14 protein-coding genes are annotated in these 19209 nt (G+C 64.2%); 5 read left to right on the forward strand and 9 right to left on the reverse strand.

All coding sequences use genetic code 11. The annotated features are described in order from the left end of the window. Window positions 1–69 precede the first annotated feature (69 nt). A complete protein-coding gene (locus AC07SZ_RS23745) occupies window positions 70–879 on the forward strand; it encodes an ABC transporter substrate-binding protein (RefSeq protein WP_494916286.1) in 810 nt (269 codons plus the stop codon). Window positions 880–939: 60 nt separating this feature from the next. Here the strand turns inward: AC07SZ_RS23745 and AC07SZ_RS23750 are convergent, their stop codons facing one another. After that, window positions 940–1353, reverse strand: a complete 414-nt coding sequence (locus tag AC07SZ_RS23750) for a tellurite resistance TerB family protein (RefSeq protein WP_056570030.1) — start codon at window positions 1351–1353, stop codon at window positions 940–942. 173 nt (window positions 1354–1526) lie between these two features. On the opposite strand from AC07SZ_RS23750, the gene AC07SZ_RS23755 reads away from it, so the two are divergent. Then, window positions 1527–3173, forward strand: a complete 1647-nt coding sequence (locus AC07SZ_RS23755; protein ID WP_494916122.1) for a lysine--tRNA ligase — start codon at window positions 1527–1529, stop codon at window positions 3171–3173. On the opposite strand, the gene AC07SZ_RS23760 is transcribed toward AC07SZ_RS23755, so the two are convergent. The 8 genes from AC07SZ_RS23760 to AC07SZ_RS23795 form a co-directional block, all read right to left on the reverse strand. Further along, on the reverse strand, window positions 3139–4017 hold the full coding sequence (locus AC07SZ_RS23760; protein ID WP_348626803.1) for a thermonuclease family protein: 879 nt from the start codon (window positions 4015–4017) through the stop codon (window positions 3139–3141). The genes AC07SZ_RS23755 and AC07SZ_RS23760 overlap by 35 nt on opposite strands. A gap of 10 nt (window positions 4018–4027) precedes the next feature. After that, entirely contained in the window at window positions 4028–4666 is a 639-nt protein-coding gene (locus AC07SZ_RS23765) for a S24 family peptidase (RefSeq protein WP_056570027.1), read from the reverse strand. A 125-nt stretch (window positions 4667–4791) separates the two neighbouring features. Continuing rightward, window positions 4792–5337 (reverse strand): thioesterase family protein, encoded by a 546-nt coding sequence (locus AC07SZ_RS23770; RefSeq protein WP_494916124.1) that lies wholly within the window; start codon window positions 5335–5337, stop codon window positions 4792–4794. A 65-nt stretch (window positions 5338–5402) separates the two neighbouring features. Next, on the reverse strand, window positions 5403–7685 hold the full coding sequence (locus tag AC07SZ_RS23775) for a 3-hydroxyacyl-CoA dehydrogenase NAD-binding domain-containing protein (protein ID WP_494916126.1): 2283 nt from the start codon (window positions 7683–7685) through the stop codon (window positions 5403–5405). A gap of 13 nt (window positions 7686–7698) precedes the next feature. Beyond that, window positions 7699–8907 (reverse strand): acetyl-CoA C-acetyltransferase, encoded by a 1209-nt coding sequence (locus tag AC07SZ_RS23780; protein WP_494916127.1) that lies wholly within the window; start codon window positions 8905–8907, stop codon window positions 7699–7701. 33 nt (window positions 8908–8940) lie between these two features. Beyond that, on the reverse strand, window positions 8941–10110 hold the full coding sequence (locus tag AC07SZ_RS23785; protein ID WP_081294920.1) for an acyl-CoA dehydrogenase family protein: 1170 nt from the start codon (window positions 10108–10110) through the stop codon (window positions 8941–8943). Window positions 10111–10212: 102 nt separating this feature from the next. Further along, window positions 10213–12003: an acyl-CoA dehydrogenase gene (locus AC07SZ_RS23790; protein WP_494916128.1), complete on the reverse strand. Its 1791-nt coding sequence runs from the start codon at window positions 12001–12003 to the stop codon at window positions 10213–10215. A gap of 278 nt (window positions 12004–12281) precedes the next feature. Next, the gene (locus tag AC07SZ_RS23795; RefSeq protein WP_081295036.1) at window positions 12282–12743 is read right to left on the reverse strand and encodes a MerR family transcriptional regulator; all 462 of its coding nucleotides are present in this window, start codon (window positions 12741–12743) and stop codon (window positions 12282–12284) included. 458 nt (window positions 12744–13201) lie between these two features. Between AC07SZ_RS23795 and AC07SZ_RS23800 the strand changes: the two genes are divergently transcribed. From AC07SZ_RS23800 to AC07SZ_RS23810, 3 genes are all read left to right on the forward strand, one after another. Beyond that, complete coding sequence (locus AC07SZ_RS23800) at window positions 13202–17254, forward strand: peptidoglycan-binding protein (RefSeq protein ID WP_494916130.1); 4053 nt, start codon at window positions 13202–13204, stop codon at window positions 17252–17254. A 192-nt stretch (window positions 17255–17446) separates the two neighbouring features. Then, on the forward strand, window positions 17447–18370 hold the full coding sequence (locus tag AC07SZ_RS23805) for a sulfite exporter TauE/SafE family protein (RefSeq protein WP_056570016.1): 924 nt from the start codon (window positions 17447–17449) through the stop codon (window positions 18368–18370). After that, the gene (locus tag AC07SZ_RS23810; protein WP_056570014.1) at window positions 18370–19161 is read left to right on the forward strand and encodes a TIGR02186 family protein; all 792 of its coding nucleotides are present in this window, start codon (window positions 18370–18372) and stop codon (window positions 19159–19161) included. Before AC07SZ_RS23805 ends, AC07SZ_RS23810 begins: the two co-directional genes overlap by 1 nt. Window positions 19162–19209 lie beyond the last annotated feature (48 nt).

Consider the following 19209-nt stretch of genomic DNA (forward strand, 5'->3'; position numbering starts at 1 on the left):
CGAAAACGAGTGCGGCGGAGTTCTATCGTGGCGTTCCAATGGCGGTTCCTGGTCCTGGCGTCGCTGCTGATGGCGGCACTGCCGGCGGCTTCTGGCGCGCGCGCGGCGGAGCCGCAGGTGCCGGTGCTGTGGGACGCCAAGGAACGGTTGCCCAAGCCAGATCTTTCGGCCCTGCCAAGGCTGCGGTTCCTGACGACCACGGATTTTCCACCCTTCAATTTCCTCGACGGCTCGGGAAAGCTGTCCGGTTTCCACATCGACCTGGCACGCGCCATCTGCGCCGAACTCGGCATCATCGACAAATGCCAGATCCAGGCATTGCCCTGGGCCGAGCTCGAAGGGGCGCTTGAGAAAGGCGAGGGCGAAGCCATCATCGCCGGCATCGCCGCAACGCCACAGGCACGCCAGACATATGCCTTCTCACGCTCCTATCTGCAGTTTCCGGCGCGTTTCATCATGCCGAAGGGCAAGGCGTTGACGGAACCGGTCTTCGACAAATTGCACGGCAAGCGCGTTGGCGTGATCGCCGGCTCGGCGCATGAGCGCATGCTGCGCGACTATTTCAACACGGTCCAGATCGTCTCCTTCGACGGACCGGAAGCCCTTTACGCCGACCTCAAGGCGGGCAAGATCGATGCGGCCTTTGGCGACGGCATGCGCTTCGCCTTCTGGCTGGGCGGCTCGGACGCCGCAGGCTGCTGCCGCTTTGCCGGCGGTCCCTATCTGGCGCCAGAATATCTGGGCACGGGCATGGCCATCGCCACACGGGCGGACAATCCGGCCCTGGCCGCCGCGATCGACTACGCGCTGCAGGAGATTTCGATGAAAGGTACCTTCGCCGAATTCTACCTGCGCTATTTCCCGGTCAGTTTTTTCTGATCCGGTCCCGGTCAGTTTTTTCCGATCCGGTTCCGGTTTTCTGATCCGCCCGTAACGCAGTCAGGTCAGAGTGCGCAGCCGCGCCTTGGCCGCGCGGCCGATGGCGGCGACGGTCAGTGTGTCGAGATCGAGCTGCCGGCGGATCAACTGCAGCACGCGCACTTCCTCCATGCGCATTTCGAGATCGACGGCGGCCACTTCGAAGGCAGCGGCATAGGCGGTGTCGCGCAGGCGCTCCGGCAGGGCTTCGGCGACTTGTGCCAGGACACCCTCCAGGCCGTCCTTTTCATGCAGCAGCTTCTGGCAAGCCTGGGCGACGGGAACCAGCCTATCCTGCTTGAAATCCTCGAACACCGGCCATGAGCGGACAACATCGCCGATCCGGGCCAGTTCGACATCGGTCATGTCCCGATCGGAGGCCGAGGTGATGACCATCAGGTAGATCAGGGCTTCATGCGGCGTCGGCGATGGCATTCGGTACTCCTTGAACGGGCTTCGAAGGTAGGAACGGCGCTCGGAGGCCGCAAGGAAAAAGCGCCGCAATCGTTGACGCTCCGGCCCCGCGCGCCTAGAGACCGGTTGAAAATCGACACCGCGGCCAAACCAGCGAAAATAGTCTGGCCGGCGAATAATTTGGAAACAGCACCATGGCGGGATCAAACATCCTCGATCTCAACCCCGAACTGCTGGCGGCCGCCGCCGAGAGCAAGGCGTGGCCGTTCGAGGAGGCCAAAAAGATCATCGAGCGCTACAAAGGCGCCGACTTTCCCGAAACGGTCCTGTTCGAGACCGGATATGGCCCGTCCGGCCTGCCGCATATCGGCACGTTCGGCGAGGTGGCGCGCACCTCGATGGTGCGCCATGCGTTCCGTGTGCTGACGCAAGACAAGGTCGCCACGAAGCTGCTGTGCTTTTCCGACGACATGGATGGCATGCGCAAGATACCCGATAACGTGCCGGACCGCGCAGCGCTTGAGCCGCATCTGCACAAGCCGCTCTCTTCGGTTCCCAATCCGTTCGGCGGCGACTATGCGAGCTTCGCCGACCACAACAACGCGATGCTCTGCCGCTTCCTGGACACGTTCGGCTTCGACTACGAATTCGCCAGTGCGACGCAGTACTACAAGTCCGGCCGTTTCGACGCGATGCTGCTTCGCGCCGCCGAGCGCTACGACAAGATCATGGCAGTGATGCTGCCGACGCTCGGACCGGAGCGGCAGGCGACCTACAGCCCGTTCCTGCCGATTTCTCCGAAGAGCGGCCGCGTGCTTTACGTGCCGATGAAGCATGTCGATGCCAAGGCCGGCACCATCACCTTCGACGACGAAGGCACCGAGACCACGCTTTCGATCACCGGCGGCCGGGTGAAGCTGCAATGGAAGCCGGATTTCGGCATGCGCTGGGCGGCGCTGGGCGTCGATTTCGAAATGTTCGGCAAGGACCACCAGACCAACGCGGTCGTTTATGACCGCATCTGCGACATCCTGGGCGGACGCGCGCCGGAGCATTTCGTATACGAACTGTTCCTGGACGAGAACGGCCAGAAGATCTCGAAGTCGAAGGGCAACGGCCTGACCATCGACGAATGGCTGACCTACGCGCCGACCGAGAGCCTCGGGCTCTACATGTATCAACGGCCGCGGCAGGCCAAGAAGCTCTATTTCGACGTCATCCCACGGGCCGTGGATGAATATTACACCTTCCTTGCCGCCTACCCACGGCAGGACTGGAAGGAGGGGCTGGGCAACCCGGTCTGGCATATGCATGACGGCAATCCGCCGGCCATCGACATGCCGGTGCCGTTCTCGCTGCTGCTCAATCTGGTCAGCGCTTCCAATGCGCAGAACAAGGATGTGCTGTGGGGCTTCATCTCACGCCACGCCGCCGGCGTGACGCCGGCCACCCATCCCGAACTCGACAGGCTGACGGGCTATGCGATCCGCTATTTCGACGACTTCGTAAAGCCGACGAAAACGTTCCGCGCCGCCGACGATGTCGAGCGCGAGGCGCTGCAGGCGCTGGACGCGGCGCTTGGCACGCTGCCGACGGATGCCAGCGGCGAAGCGATCCAGAACGCTTCACTCAACGTGGCGCGCAAGATCGAACGCTATCAGGATCATTCCAAGCAGAGCCCGGAAGGCGGCCCAGGCGTTTCTGGCGCCTTCTTCCAGATGATCTACCAGGTGCTCATCGGGCAGGAGCGCGGCCCGCGCTTCGGATCGTTCGCCGCGCTCTACGGCGTCGCCGAGACCCGTGCGCTCATTCAGCAGGCGCTGGCTGGTCAACTGGCTTGAGGGCGCCGCCCTCCTCTTTCAGGATCGAGCCCTCTTCCAGGATCGAGCCCGGCGCCTGAGGCGCCGGGGCGGGCGCGGCGGGCATCGCCGAGATGCCGGCAAGATCCGGCGCCGGCCCGAAAATGCCCTTCTTGCCGCTTTGCGCCTTTTCGCCGGCCTCGACATAGGGCCCGCCCTTGGCGGCACGCGCCCAGCCGTTTTCGACCAGCCACTGGCCGACGTCCTGCTTGCCGATCCGGCATTCGGCCGCGATCCGGTCGCGGCCGCCTTCAGGCGGGACCGTGCAAATCACCGCGCGGCCGCGCAGAAAGGCCCTGAAGGCGCTGCGCGCGCGAATGCCGCACGGCCAGGATTTGCCGTCCGTGGTGCAGGCCTCGTCCTGCGCGACGACATCGATGCCGGAAACCGCGACGGAATAGCCTTTCGCCTCGATAAGGCCGGCGGCCGGCGCGACCGGCTGGAACAGCTTCGTGCCGTTCCAGTCGTCGGGCATCTTCGGCTTTGGCGGCATGGCCAGCGCCAGCTTGCTCAGCGGTTCGCGCGGCTCGATCCGCTCGATTTCTCCGGCGGGCAGGTCCGGCGGCGCGACGACCTCCGGATCAATCGCCCGCGAATGCACCGCCGGCTTTGCCGGTGGCGGAGCGGCAGGCGCTGGAATGGCTGACGTGGCCGGCTCTTCCGGCCCGGCATCGGTGCCTGCCTGAGAGATCGTATCAACGCCAGGATCGATCTGGTCCACCGCGACGGTGCTTTCGCTTCCTTTCAGCGTACGGCCGCCGGCGACGACCAGGGCCGCCATCACCGGAACCATCACAACCGCCAGGGCAAGATGAGGAAGCCGCACCAGCTCGGACCTACTGACTCGCCCAGACAATCCGCGCCACCCATTCGACATCGCGCATGGGAATGTCGCGGTCGGGATGATCGGGATTGAGGGAGACCAGCGCGATCGACTTGACGGTCTGGCGCTCGAGCACCTTTGCCATCACCTCGCCTGACGTGGTCTTGACGACGACGCGATCACCCTTGCGGGTGGCCGCGCCCGGCTCGACGATGAGGACGTCGCCATTGCGGTAGAGCGGCAGCATGGAGTCGCCTTGCACCTGCAGCGCATAGGAGCTTTCGGTCGACTGCGCCGGCAGTTCGACCAGATCCCAGCCCTGCCCTGCAGGAAAACCGGCATCGTCGAAAAAACCGCCGGCGCCGGCCTGGGCAAAGCCAAGCAAGGGCACCGATCGCCGGTAGGCGGGCGCGGCGCCCATGCGGCCTTCGATAAGCCCGGTGAATTCGTCGAGTGAAGCACCCGTCGCCTCGATGATCTTGGCCAGCGATTCGGTCGAAGGCCAGCGTGGCCGGCCGTCGGACGACAGGCGTTTCGATTTGTTGAAAGCAGTCGAATCGAGCCCCGCGCGCCTTGCCAGACCTGAAGCCGACAGCGAATAGCGCTCGGCGAGAGCATCGATGGCGGCCCAGACGCGGTCGTGCGAGAGCATGTCGTGCTCTCCTTCGAAACAGGAAAAAATGCCTGTTCGTTCTAGTCCGCGAAGGCCGCTTTGTCCACCAGCACCGCTCACCCGACACACATTCGTGTCGACCCTGGACATTGGGATTCCCGGGATCAACTGGCCGCCTTGGCGAGGCTACGCAAACCCTGGTGCGAAGCCATGAAAATCCGTTCCGCCTCCGTTGGCTGTCGTGGATCGGCTGTGCGACCAAGGGCTGCAACAACCTCGGCAATGTCGAGGAAGCGGCGAGCCTTGCGGTCATAGACGCCGGCGGTCGTCAGGATCAAAGCAGCCGTCTCGCCATTGTCGAGGACGAAACGGTGCTTGCCGATGACCTGGCTGCCTTCCCAGGTTTCGATCGACGACACCACTTCGAACCGGCGCCACAGCCGGATCTCGCGTGCGTAGACCGCCTGCAGCCCGCCCATCATCGGCGCCCAGCCATTCTTTCGCGCCAGCGTGATCAGCCCGGCGCGGACAAAGAGGTCAATGCGGCCGAGATCGGCCAGCATCATGTAGCGCGCATTGTTGAGATGGATGTTGAAATCGATGTCGGTCGGCAGGCAGCGAAAAGCCAGCCGGCTTTCACCGCCCATCACATAGGGGCCACGGCTTCGCGCCGTGGCCAGCATGCGCGCCATACGCGCCCAGACATACATTACAGCGCCGCGCGTCCTGTTGGACGCGCAAAGGACGCTGTAACACTTTCGACTCTACCCATGCGTCAGGCGGCTTGCTTCACGTCACCCTTGGCATAGGGGTCGAAGCGTTCGTAGAAGGTCTCGCCCTTCTCGGCCATGTCAATGAGAAGCCTGGGCGCCTTGAATTCGGCGCCGTATTTCTTCTGCAGCCCCTTGGCGATCTTGACGAAGCGCTTGGCGCCGATGCCGTCGATATAGGACAGCGCACCGCCGGTATAGGGCGCGAAGCCGAAGGCCAGGATCGACCCAACATCGGCCTCGCGCGGATCGGTGACGATGCCCTCTTCCATCACCCGTGCCGCCTCCAGGGCGATGGTGACGAGCAACCGCTGCTGGAGTTCCTCGTAATCGACTGTCTCGGGCTCTAGCTGCGGATAGAGGTCCTTCAACCCCGGCCACAGCTTCTTCTTGGCGGGCTTGGCCGGATAGTCATAAAAGCCCTTGCCATTCTTGCGGCCGAAACGGCCATGGTCGTCGACCATGGTGTTGATCAGCGCCATCTGCCTGGGGTCGACGGCCTTGTCGCCGAGATCCCTGATGGTCTGCTTCATGATCTTCTGGGCAAGGTCGACGGCCGTCTCGTCGGTCAGTGCAAGCGGCCCGACCGGCATGCCGGCGGCCTTTGCCGCATTCTCGATCATCGGCGCCGGAACACCTTCGATCAGCATTTTGTAGGCTTCCGACATGTAGCGCAGCACGCAGCGGTTGACGTAGAAGCCGCGCGTGTCGTTGACGACGATCGGCGTCTTCTTGATGGCGCGCACGAAGTCGAAGGCGACAGCCAAAGCCTTGTCGCCGGTCTTCTTGCCGAGGATGATCTCGACCAGCATCATCTTGTCGACCGGCGAGAAGAAGTGGATGCCGATGAAATTCTTCGGCCGCGTCGAATTCTTCGCCAGCCCCGTGATCGGAATCGTCGAGGTGTTGGACGCGAAGATCGCCGAAGACTTCAGCACCGCTTCGGCTTTCTCGGTGGCTTCCTTCTTGACGTTTGAATCCTCGAACACCGCCTCGACGACGAGGTCGCAGCCGGCCAGATCGGCATAGTCGGCGGTCGGCGTGATCAGCGAGAGAACCTTGTCGTTTTCAAGCTGAACTGCTTGGCGCGCTGCCTCGGCCCGCTTGGCCTGTTCCTCTGATGGGCCGCCGTGGCCGCCCCCAGAGCCCGCTTTTCGCAGTTTTTCCGACAGCAACTTTTCGGAATGCGCCTTGCCTTTCTGCGCTGACTCCGGGTCCCGGTCGAGCAGCACCACCGGGATACCGGCCTTGGCCGTGACATAAGCGATGCCGGCGCCCATGAAACCGGCGCCGAGAATGCCGATCTTCTTGAATTTGGTTTCCGGCACGCCGGCCGGGCGGCGCGCGCCCTTGTTCAATTCCTGCAGCGATACGAACAGCGAGCGGATCATCGCCGCCGCTTCCCTGGTCCGCATGATCTCGGTGAAATAGCGCTGCTCGATCCTGAGCGCGGTGTCGAACGGCACCAGCAGGCCTTCATAGACGCATTTCAGGATGGCGGCGGCGGCCGGGTAATTTCCATAGGTCTCCCGACGCAGGATGGCGATGGCCGGCGGCCAGAGATTGAAGCCGGCCGGCGAATAGATCTGGCCGCCGGGCAGCCTGAAGCCCTTCTCGTCCCAGGGCTGGACGGCCTTCAGGCCGTTCTTGATCATGGCCTTTGCCGTCTCGATCAGCTTGGCTGGCTCGGCTATCTCGTGGATAAGGCCCATGGCCTTGGCCTTCTGCGGCGACAGGTTCTGGCCCGAGGTCAGCATCTGCAGCGCCTGCTGCTGATCGGTCAGCCGCGGCACGCGCTGGGTGCCGCCGGCGCCGGGGAAGATACCGACCTTGACTTCCGGCAGGGCCATCTTGACCTTGTCCGAGTCAGCCGCGACGCGGCCGTGGCAGGCCAGCGACAGTTCGAAGGCACCGCCCATGCAGGTGCCGTTGATCGCCGACACCCAAGGCTTGCCGGACGTTTCGAGCTTGCGCCACAGGCCGCCCATGCGGCCGGCATTGTCGAACAGCAGCTTTGCCGCCTTCTCCGGATCCTTGTCTTTCTCCATGGCAAAGACCGCCAGCATCTTCTGGAGCATGGTGAGATCGGCGCCGCCGGAGAAGCTGTCCTTGCCCGAGGTGATCACCGCACCCTTGATGCCGGCATCGGCCACCACCTGGTCGATGATCTTGTCCAACTCGCCCATCACCTCCTCGGTGAACACGTTCATCGAGCGGTCGGGCATGTTCCAGGTGACGAGCGCAATGCCGTCAGCGTCGGTGTCGAGGGTGAAATTGATGTAGCTCATTGTTCTCTCCCCGTCAGACGCGTTCGATGATCGTTGCGGTGCCCATGCCGGCGCCGATGCAGAGCGTCACCAGCGCGGTGTTGAGGTCGCGGCGCTCGAGTTCGTCCAGCACCGTGCCGAAGATCATCGCGCCGGTGGCGCCGAGCGGGTGGCCCATGGCGATGGCGCCGCCATTGACGTTGATCCTGTCGTGCGGGATGTCGAAGGCCTGCATGTAGCGCAACACCACCGAGGCGAAGGCCTCGTTGAGCTCGAACAGATCGATGTCGGACAGCTTCATCTTGGCGCGCTTCAACAGCTTCTCGGTGACGTCGACCGGACCGGTCAGCATCAGCACCGGCTCCGAACCGATATTGGCGAAGGCGCGGATGCGCGCGCGCGGCTTGATGCCCATCGCCTTGCCGGCCTTCTTGGAACCGAGCAGCACGGCGGCGGCGCCATCGACGATGCCCGACGAGTTGCCGGCATGGTGGACGTGGTTGACCTCTTCCACCTCGGGATGCTTCTGGACGGCAACCGCGTCGAAGCCGCCCATTTCGCCCGGCATGACGAAGGACGGGTTGAGCGAGGCGAGCGACTGCATGTCGGTCGAAGGCCGCATATGCTCGTCATGGTCGAGGATCGTCAGGCCGTTCTGGTCCTTGATCGGAATGACCGAATTCTTGAAGCGGCCATCCGCCCAGGATTTTGCGGCGCGCTTCTGGCTCTCGACCGCATAGGCGTCGACATCGTCGCGGGAAAAGCCGTATTTGGTGGCGATCAGGTCGGCCGAAATGCCTTGCGGCACGAACCAGCCGGGCAGGCCGACCGAGGGATCCATGAACCAGGCGCCACCCGAGGCGCCCATGCCGACGCGCGACATGGATTCGACGCCACCGGCGATGACGATCTCATCGGCGCCCTGCGCGATCTTGGCGGCGCCGAAATTGATGGCGTCGAGACCCGAGGCGCAGAAGCGCGAGATTTGCATGCCAGGTGCCTTGGTGTCGTAGCCGGCCTCGAAGGCGGCGGCGCGCGGAATGACCGAACCCGCCTCGCCGACCGGATCGACGCAGCCGAAGATGATGTCGTCGACTGTACCGGTGTCGAGCCCATTGCGGTCGCGCAATGCCTCGAGCGTCTTGGCGGCAAGCCGCACCGCCGGCACTTCGTGCAGCGATCCGTCCTTCTTGCCCTTGCCGCGCGGCGTGCGCACGGCGTCGTAGACGTAAGCCTCAGCCATTTCCTTGCTCCTTGGGTTTGCCGGCCGCCACTCTCAGAGAGAGCGTCCGATCAGCAATTTCATGATCTCGTTGGTGCCGCCGTAAATGCGCTGGACGCGAGCGTCGCGGAACATGCGGGCGATCGGATATTCATTCATGTAGCCATAGCCGCCATGCAATTGAAGGCATTCGTCGACGACTTTTCCCTGCAGGTCGGAGAGCCAGTATTTGGCCATCGAGGCCGTCACCGGATCGAGGCCGCCATTGATGTGGCGGGTGACGCAATCATTGTAGAAGACGCGGCCGATGGTGGCCTCGGTCTTGAGCTCGGCCAGCTTGAACTGGGTGTTCTGGAAGTCGATGATCGCCTTGCCGAAGGCCTTGCGTTCCTTCACGTAATCGATGGTCAGCGCCAGCGCCCGCTCGATCATGGCGATGGCGCCGGTGCCGATCTGCAACCGCTCCTGCGGCAGCTGCTGCATCAGCTGGATGAAGCCCTGCCCTTCCTCGTGGCCAAGCAGATTGGCGGTCGGCACGCGCACGTCGTTGAAGAACAGTTCCGACGTGTCGTTGGCCTTTAGACCGATCTTGTCGAGGTTGCGGCCGCGCTCGAAACCGTCGACCTCGTCGGTCTCGACGACGATCAGCGAGGTGCCCTTGGCGCCCTTTTCCGGATCGGTCTTGGTGACGACGATGATGAAGTTGGCGAGCTGGCCGTTGGTAATGAAGGTCTTGGAGCCGTTGATCCGGTACTGGTTGCCGTCTTTCTCGGCCCGCGTCTTGACGCCCTGCAGGTCGGAGCCGGCGCCTGGTTCGGTCATGGCGATGGCGCCGATCAGCTCGCCGGTCGCGAGCTTCGGCAGCCACTTCTTCTTCTGCTCCTCGGAGCCGTAGTGAAGGATGTAGGGCGCGACGATCGAATTGTGCAGGCCGATGCCGAAACCGTCGACGCCGACATGGCCGATCGCCTCGATGATGGCGCTCTCATGCGCGAAGGTGCCGCCGGAGCCGCCATATTCCTCCGGCATCGAGGCGCAGAGCAGGCCGGCGGCACCGGCCTTCAGCCAGCTCTCGCGATCGACCATCTCGTTCTTCTCGAACTCGTCGTAGCGCGGCGCGATCTCCTCCGCCATGAAGCGGGTTGCCATGTCATAGAGCATGCCGACCTCGTCCGCCGCCCAGGCGGGCTTGGGAAGGCCAAGAATTTCGGCGGGGTTGGTCATGTGGATATGGTACTCCTCCCAGAGCGCATCGTCAGAGTTGAGGTCGGCGCACGTCACGCGGGCCTCAACCGACCCTCCCCTCGAGGGAGAGGGCAACCATCTTTAGAACGCTTCCGCGGGCAGGGCCATCAGCGTGTCCGCGCCACTCGAAATACGGGCGAGATGGGCCGACGTCTCCGGCATGATCCGCTCCATGAAGAAGCGCGCCGTCACCACCTTGTTGTCGTAGAAGGACTGGGTGCCGTTGGCGCCGGTCTTGCCCTGTGCCACCTTGGCCATCTGCGCCCACATGTAGCCCAGCGCCACAAGGCCGAAGAGGTGCATATAGTCTGTCGAGGCCGCACCGGCATTGTCGGGCTTGGCCATGCCGTTCTGCACCAGCCACATGGTCGCCGCCTGCAGATCGTTGAGACCCTTCTTCAATCCCTTGGTGAACGGCGCCATCTTTTCGTCCGAACGGTTTTCCTCGCAGAATTCGCCGACCTCCTTGAAGAAGGCCTGGATGGCGCGGCCGCCGTTCAGGCCGAGCTTGCGGCCGACGAGGTCGAGCGCCTGGATGCCGTTGGCGCCTTCATAGATCATGGCGATGCGGGCATCGCGCACGAACTGGCTCATGCCATGTTCTTCGATATAGCCGTGGCCGCCGAAAACCTGCTGGGCCATCACCGCATGGTCGAAACCCTTGTCGGTGAGCACGCCCTTGACCACCGGCGTCATCAGGCCGGTGTAATCGTCGGCGGCCTGGCGGTCCTTGTCGTCGGCGGAGCGATGCGCGATGTCGGACTTGATCGCCGTCCACAGCGCCAGCGCGCGGCCGGCCTCGTTGAAGGCCTTCATGGTCATCAGCGAACGGCGGATGTCGGGATGGACGATGATCGGGTCGGCCTTCTTGTCCGGCGCCTTGGCGCCTGACAGCGAACGGCCCTGCAAGCGGTCCTTTGCGTAGGCGACGGCGTTCTGGTAGGCAATCTCCGACAGCGACAGCCCTTGCAGGCCGACGCCAAGGCGGGCCTCGTTCATCATCGTGAACATCGCCTTGAGGCCACCATTCTCCTCGCCGAGCAGCGTGCCTTCGGCCTCGTCATAGTTCATGACGCAGGTCGAATTGCCGTGGATGCCCATCTTCTCCTCGATCGAGCCGCAGGAGAGCGTGTTCTTCTCGCCCGGATTGCCCGACGCATCGAGCTTGAGCTTCGGCACGATGAACAGCGATATGCCCTTCACACCTTCCGGCGCGCCCTCGATGCGGGCCAGCACCAGATGGACGATGTTGTCCGACATGTCGTGCTCGCCGGCCGAGATGAAGATCTTCTGGCCTGAAATCCTGTAGGTGCCGTTGCCATTCGGCACCGCCTTGGTGCGCAGCAGGCCGAGATCGGTGCCGCAATGCGGCTCGGTGAGGTTCATGGTGCCGGTCCAGGAGCCCTCGACCATCCTGGGCAGCCAGGTCGCCTTCTGCTCATCGGTGCCGTGGGTGATGATCGCCGCGATCGCGCCCTGCGTCAGGCCCGGATACATCATCAGCGACATGTTGGCCGAGACCATGTATTCGGCGACAGCGGTGTGGACGGCATAGGGCAAGCCCTGGCCGCCGAACTCGACCGGTGCGGCCAGCCCCATCCAGCCGCCCTCGCGATACTGGTCGAAGGCCTCCTTGAAGCCTTTCGGCGTCGTCACCGAGCCGTCGTCGTGACGCACACAGCCTTCCATGTCGCCGACGCGGTTGAGCGGATGCATGACATTTTCGGCGAGCCTGGCGCCCTCGGCGAGGATCGCTTCCAGAACGTCGGGCGTGGCGTCGGCAAATCCGGGAAGGTTGGAATAGCGCTGATAGCCCAGCACCTCGGTGAGTACGAACAGCGTATCCTGAACCGGAGCCCTGTATGTCGGCATGCTTTTTCTCCACCCTGCGGACCTGGTCCGAAAGCCCCCGAATTCATGTCAGGGCAGCATGCGGACCCGTATTGGAGCCGAGATAGCAAAAATTGACGTTTGCGTAAACGTCAATTTTTTCGATGCGACAAGATTTCCCCCTGCCCCAAGCCTGGTGAGCCTAGCGGCGCAACGTCGTGCGGGCCAGAGCCGAGGGATCGGAGAGAGGCAGATGCACAAAGCGAAAAAGCCGCGTGGCAGAGCCACGCGGCTTGATCGTGCCGGAACCGGCGGTTTGCTTAGCTTGCGACGCTCGCCTGCGGCGCCGTGCGCTCGGCCAGCATCTGGCGAACCGCCGACATCGAGCCGGAAAGTTCGTTGATGGCGTCGTCGATCAGCGCTCGCTGCTTCTGCAGGCGGGCAAGCTGCTTCTCCGACTTGTCCAGCGCCAGCCGCAGCTGCTTGGTGTTGGAACCGGTCGGATCGTAGAGATCCATCATCTGCTTGACGTCGCGCAGCGAGAACCCGACCTTGCGGCCAAGCAGGATCAGCTTCAGCCGGGCCTTGTCGCGGCGTGTGTAGAGACGGGTCGAACCGTCGCGCTGCGGGTTGAGCAGGCCCTTGTCTTCGTAGAAACGCAGCGTACGCAGCGTCACGCCGTATTTCTTGGCCATTTCGCCGATGCGGACGAGGTCCTCACCGGCTTCGACAGATACATTATTGGTATTGGCGGCGGTCTCGCCGGCCGAGATAAGCTTCATGGTCACTGGCTTTCCCCGTCTGGTGGCGTCGCGGTCCTGGACCATGCGTCGCCTGACTGGAAGCGGGGGCGTGCTTCCGGCCGTGGTTTCGACAAACAAAATCGCAAACAGCACACTCAAATGCGCCTTTTACGTTTACGTCAATTCTATACCGATAGCCGCCTCATGACGCAAGGGGCGTTCTATGAAGGCGCTTTATGCCGCACCGCGGGCAGCGGCAGCCAACTTCTTGCAACTTCTTAAGCTTGGTTAACGCGTTGTTTACCACGTTGAGGGAAATGTGGGCGCGTCGGCTACCCGTGTTTATCCTGTATCGAATTTTTCACGGTTTTTCGGAGCGCGGGTGAACCCCCGGGAAGCTTGTCTTCCACCGTGGCATGGAAGCGCGGTCGCCTTCGTTCCGGCAGGGACTTGGGGAGCTGGCCGCAAGCCGGCCAATCTGAAAGACGGACGCACCGATGAACAGCAAGCGGTCCTACCTCGACACACTCAACGCCGGCAGGCAGCGCAGGCCGCAGACCACGCTCGAGCAGCTGAACCGTTCGCTGGAGACGCTGGAGCAGCGATTGGGGCAGACCCGCGAGGAGGTGACGGCACGTCCGGCCCAGCTCCAATACGGCGCCGACCCGCGTTATCCCGCCATGGAGCCGCGCTACCCCGCCGCGCAGCCAACCGGCCAGCAGCGCTGGTACGAGGATCCGCAACCGGCACCACGCCCGCAGAGCCCGGCGCCAGCCCCTTCATTCGACCAGAATTACCAAGCCATCGCCCGCGACATCGACCGTGTGCGCGGCCAGGAAGACAGTGTCGCCATGGTCGGCAAGATCGCCGGCGAGCTGCGCGGCATGCGCGAGGAACTGCGCCACCAGATGACGGCAGGCCTGCAGCGCGAATTCGATGCGCTGCGCAAGGATATCGACCGCGCCTTCCAGGCGAACGCCAAGCCCGGCGCGGCAGGCAAGGGCAGCGCCGAACTCGGCGTCGAGTTCGAACGGCTTTCCGGCGCCATCAAGTCGCTGTCGGAGAAGAGCGACGACAGAAGCGTCAATCTGCTGCGGCTGGAGCTCGAGCAGGTCAAGGCCGCGCTCGACACGCTGGCGCGCGAGGAGAGCGTGCAGAAGGTCGACCGCCGCTGGGACGAATTCGACCGCCGCTGGACGGCTTTCGAAGACCGCGTCGACGCCGACCAGCGCAAACGCTCCGACGATCCCGCCCTTGCGGCGCTGACCGACCGGCTGGAGCAGATCAGCAACGCCGTCAACAACCTGCCGGAATCGCTGTCGCTGCGCTCGCTCGAGGAAAAGGTCCGTACCCTGGCCGGCGCTGTCGATCACTTCGCCAGCCAGCAGCAGGACAATCGCGGCGGTGACACGCTTGCCATGATCGACGAGCGGCTGGACGAGATCTCCCGCGCCATCGTGGCCTCGACGGTCGCGGCACAGGCCAATTCGGTCGACCACGAAGCCTTCGACCGCATCGAGAAGCGCATCGACTCGCTCGCCCGGCAGATCGAGGAAGTGGCACAGGATCGCCCAGGCGACGCTGTCATGGATCGGCTGAGCACGCTATCGAGCCGGGTCGACGAACTCGCCGGCCGCGCCAACCTTCCCGAACAGGCGATGGAACGGCTGGCCAAGCAGATCACGCTCATCGCCGACAAGATCGACCAGGCGCCGGCCATGCCCGACGCCGACTATATCTTCCAGGGGCTCGAGCAGCGCTTCGATGTGCTGTCCGGCATGATGGAACGCCGGCAGGGCGACGCCATCGAACAGGGCAACATGCTGTTTCGCGATCTCGAGCGCCGCCTGGACGAGGTTGCCGACCGGCTCGACCAGCGCATCGTGCCGCAAGTGGACAGCGCCGGCATCATGGAAGCCATCGACGCACGCTTCACCGCGCTCGCGACGCGCATGGAGACGCGCGTTCCCGATCCGGCCGGCGAAGCGGCGATCCGTGGCCTGGAAAGCCGGCTCGAGGACATTTCCAGCCGGCTCGACGCATCGGCGGCCCAGGTGGCCGGCATCGACCCGGCGCTGATCCGCAGCCTGGAAGCGCAGGTCGCCGGCCTGTCCGCCCATCTTTCCAGGCCGAGCACCCCACTTCCGGAATTCGAGGACATCAGCCCGCGCCTCGACGAAATCGAGAAGGCGCTGGCCGGCACCCGCGATTCCATCCTCGGCGCGGCACGCGAAGCGGCCGAGAACGCGGTGCGTTCGCTGGCCGGGTCGAGCGCCAACACGACGGCCGTTTCCGGCCTCGCCCAGGACCTGAAGACGCTGGAAACGCTGACGCGGCGTTCCGACGAACGCAATTCGAGAACGTTTGAGGCCATCCACGACACATTGCTCAAGATCGTCGACAGGCTTGGTTCGCTGGAGACCAGCGAACCGTCCGAAGCGGTGAGCGAGCTTCTGGACACGCGATCGGACGAAGCGGCCGGCAAGCGCCGCACGCGGATCGCCAAGATGGCTGTCGAGGCACCGTCCCTGGATATCGACGCGCCTATGCCGCTGACCGGCGACATGGCCGATCTCGACGGCCGCGCCGCCGCCATACTGCGCAACGAGCACGGCGCACGTGGCGACCTGGGCACGCGTGGCGACCTGGGCACGCGCACGCCGGCGGAAGCAGCCGCGGCTGCCGCCATCGCAGCCCTCGGGTCCGACACCATCGCCGAGAAGGACCAGCCGGCAGGCCGCAAATCGATGTTCGGCGGGCTGGCACGCGCCTTCAAGGGCAAGAAGGCGGCTGATATTCCGCCACTGGCCGGCTCGGCGCCGAGCAGCGATGTCCCGAATGTCGATCTCGACGAGCCCCTCGACCCGAAAGTGGCCAATCGCCCGCTGGAGCCCGGCTCCGGTGCGCCGGACCTCAACGCCATCATGAAGCGGGTGCGCGACGAGCGTGGTCAGCCGGCCAAGCTCAGCGAAGGCGACGCCGCGAAGTCCGACTTCATCGCCGCCGCTCGGCGCGCGGCCCAGGCCGCCGCGGCCGAGGCCGACGCCTTGAAGCGCCAGTCGACGATGAAGGGACCGGTGAAGGCGCTCAGGATCGGCGACCTGCTCAAGGCGCGGCGCAAGCCGATCCTGATGGCGGCGGCGGCGATCATGCTTGCGCTTGCCGGCCTGCAGCTCGGCAAGGCGTTTTTCTCGGATCCCGCCCAGGTGGCAAACAATGACGCGGCACCGATCGTCGCCGCGAAGCCTGTGCAAACCGCGTCCGTCGACACGACGAGCCAGCCGAAGGCGGAAGCCCAGTCGGCCGCAACGGACAGTGCGCCGTCCCGCGCCGTCAGGCAGGCGGAACCATCCCCGTCCGCGACCAAGGACGACATGGTGACGCAGACCGCCCTGGCGATGCCGTCGGACATGGATGCAATGGCGGATACAGCACCGGTTGCGGCGCCCGCGGCTTCGGCTTCCTCCGGCCCGAGCGCAGCAGCCTCCGACGCGATGGCTCCGGCACCAGCCGCGTCCGTTGCCGTGACCCCGGATGCGACGGCGTCAGTGCCGGCCGCGGTCGACGGCAGCGCGCAAGCGGCGGATACCGATGCCCAGCCGGCAGCGGCTGCCCCGGCGGCGGCCAATGAGACCACGTCCAAACTCACCACCGGTGCCGTTGCGCCGACGGATGCACCGGCAGCCGCGACCAAGTTCGACATTCCGGCCGATGCCGGCCCGGCCGCGCTGCGCGATGCCGCCGCCAATGGCGACGCCAAGGCGCTGTTCGAGATCGGCTCGCGCTATGCCGAGTCGCGCGGCGTCAAGGAAGACATGGCGGCAGCGGCCAAATGGTACGAGAAATCGGCTGAACTCGGCTTCGCGCCGGCCGAATACCGCATCGGCAATTTCTACGAGAAGGGCATCGGCGTCGCGCGCGACATCAAGAAGTCGAAGACCTGGTATCAGCTGGCCGCCGAACAGGGCAACGCCAGCGCCATGCACAATCTGGCCGTGCTGTTCGCCATGGCCGCCGATGGCGTGACCGACAATGAATCGGCCGCGCACTGGTTCCAGGAGGCTGCCGACCTCGGCGTCAAGGACAGCCAGTTCAATCTCGGCATCCTCGCCGCCAAGGGCGTCGGCATGAAGCAGAACCTCGAGGAATCCTACAAATGGTTCGCGCTCGTCGCCAAGACCGGCGACAAGGACGCGGCCGCCAAGCGCGACGAGATTGCCAACGCGCTGCGGCCCGAGCAGCTCGAGCGGGCGCGCGCCGCGACCGAATTGTGGAAGGCCAAGCCGCTCAACGCGGCATCCAATTCGGCCGACATTCCCGAGTCCTGGCAGGAAGGTACGCCGCAGACGACCGCCGGCATCGACATGAAGAAGGCGGTCAAGAACATCCAGCTCATCCTCAACAAGAACGGCTATGATGCCGGCGGCGCCGACGGCGTCATGGGCGACAAGACCAAGAACGCGATCATCGCTTTCCAGACCGACAACAAGCTGCCGGCGACCGGCGCCGTCGATGAGAAACTGGTCCGGGCGCTGCTGGCGCGCAAATAACAGAACAAGCGTCGTTTCCACGACGCTCTTGCCATATATTTGCCTGTTAACTGATTGAGATATTTTTTGTTTCGGCGCGGCGACGGGGTTTGACCCCGCCGCCGCGTCGGCGCAAGGAAAAATTGGCTTTTCGGTGCGAGACTGCTCACAACGGCTGTATTCGCCGACAGGCAAACTGATCGAGACTGACGGGTGGGCATCTATCTCCCGATTGCGGAAATTTCCGTCAACGTCTTCGTGCTGCTGGCCATGGGCGCGGCGGTGGGCTTCCTGTCGGGCATGTTCGGCGTCGGTGGCGGGTTCCTCATCACGCCACTCTTGATTTTCTACAACATTCCCCCGGCGATCGCGGTTGCCACCGGCGCCAACCAGGTCATCGCCTCTTCCGTCTCCGGCGTCCTTTCTCACATGAAGCGAGGCACGCTCGACTTCAAGCTGGGCGGCGTGCTTCTGGCGGGCGGCATCGTCGGCTCCACCGCCGGCATCTACGTCTTCGCCTTCCTGCGCCGGCTTGGCCAGCTCGACCTGTTCATCTCGCTGCTTTATGTCGTGCTGCTCGGCACGGTCGGCGGACTGATGCTGGTCGAAAGCATCAATGCACTGCGCGCAACACGCAGCGGTGCCGCCCCGGTGTTGAAGAAATCCGGCCAGCACAACTGGATCCACCGGCTGCCGCTGAAGATGCGCTTCAGGGCGTCGAAGCTGTTCGTCAGCGTCATCCCCGTGCTTGGCCTTGGCGCGGGCATCGGCTTCCTCTCGTCGATCATGGGCGTCGGTGGCGGCTTCATCATGGTGCCGGCGCTGATCTATCTGCTCAAGGTTCCGACCAATGTCGTTATCGGCACCTCACTGTTCCAGATCATCTTCACGTCCGCCTATACAACGCTGGTCCACGCCACCACCAACCAGACGGTCGATGTCGTGCTGGCCTTCCTGTTGATGGCGGGTGGCGTGGCCGGCGCGCAATATGGCGCCAAGGCCGGCCAGAGGCTGCGCGGCGAGCAACTCAGGGCGTTGCTGGCCTTGCTGGTGCTGGCCGTGGCGATAAGGCTCGCCATCGATCTCTTCGTCACCCCGCCCAATCTCTATTCGCTGTCCGGCGTGGGCCTCAACTGATGACGGGCCCTAAAGCGTTCGCAGCCGCCATCCTCCTGTCATTGCTTGCGGCCGCCGCACCGGCGAAGGCACAGTCGCCCTTGCCGGAAGGCATCCAGATCGGGCTCTCCACCGACAATGTCTCGATCACCGCCGGCTTTTCCGGCGCCGACCTGACTATCTTCGGTTCGCTGGAAAATCCCGACCCGCTTATAGCCCGTCAGAACCGCTACGATGTCATCGTCGTGCTCGAAGGCCCGCCGCGACCGGTGGTGGTGCGCCGCAAGGACCGGGTGCTTGGCGTGTGGGTCAATCTCGATTCCGAAACCTTCGAGAACGTGCCGATGTCCTATTCGGTGGCGACGACGCGGCCGCTGCAGGACATCACCGAACCGAACAGCTACAAGCAGCTGTCGCTCGGCGCCTCCAACCTCTATATGCAGCCCGCCGACGCCGGCGACAGTCCGGCGACGATCCAGGAATTCACCGCGGCATTGCGCGAACGCAAGGCCGCGACCGGCCTCTACAGCGAAAATGTCGGCGGGGTGCAGTTCCTGTCGCAGAACCTGTTCCGCGCCACCGTCAGGCTTGCGCCGAATGTGCCGGTCGGCACCCACAAGGCGCGCGCCTTCCTGTTCAGGAGCGGCCTGTTCATCAAGGAGAGCTCGGCCCAGCTCGAAATCCGCAAGTCCGGCTTCGAACAGTCGATCTTCCGGGTCGCCCACGACTACTCCTTCCTCTATGGCGTCTTCGCCATATCGCTGGCCATGCTGACAGGCTGGCTCGGCAGGCTGGTCTTCCGCAAGGACTAGGCATCCCAAAGGGGGTTTCCCTTTCCCGCCTCATGCTATAGACCGCAC

Source organism: Mesorhizobium sp. GW821-FHT07A06 (assembly GCF_059419085.1).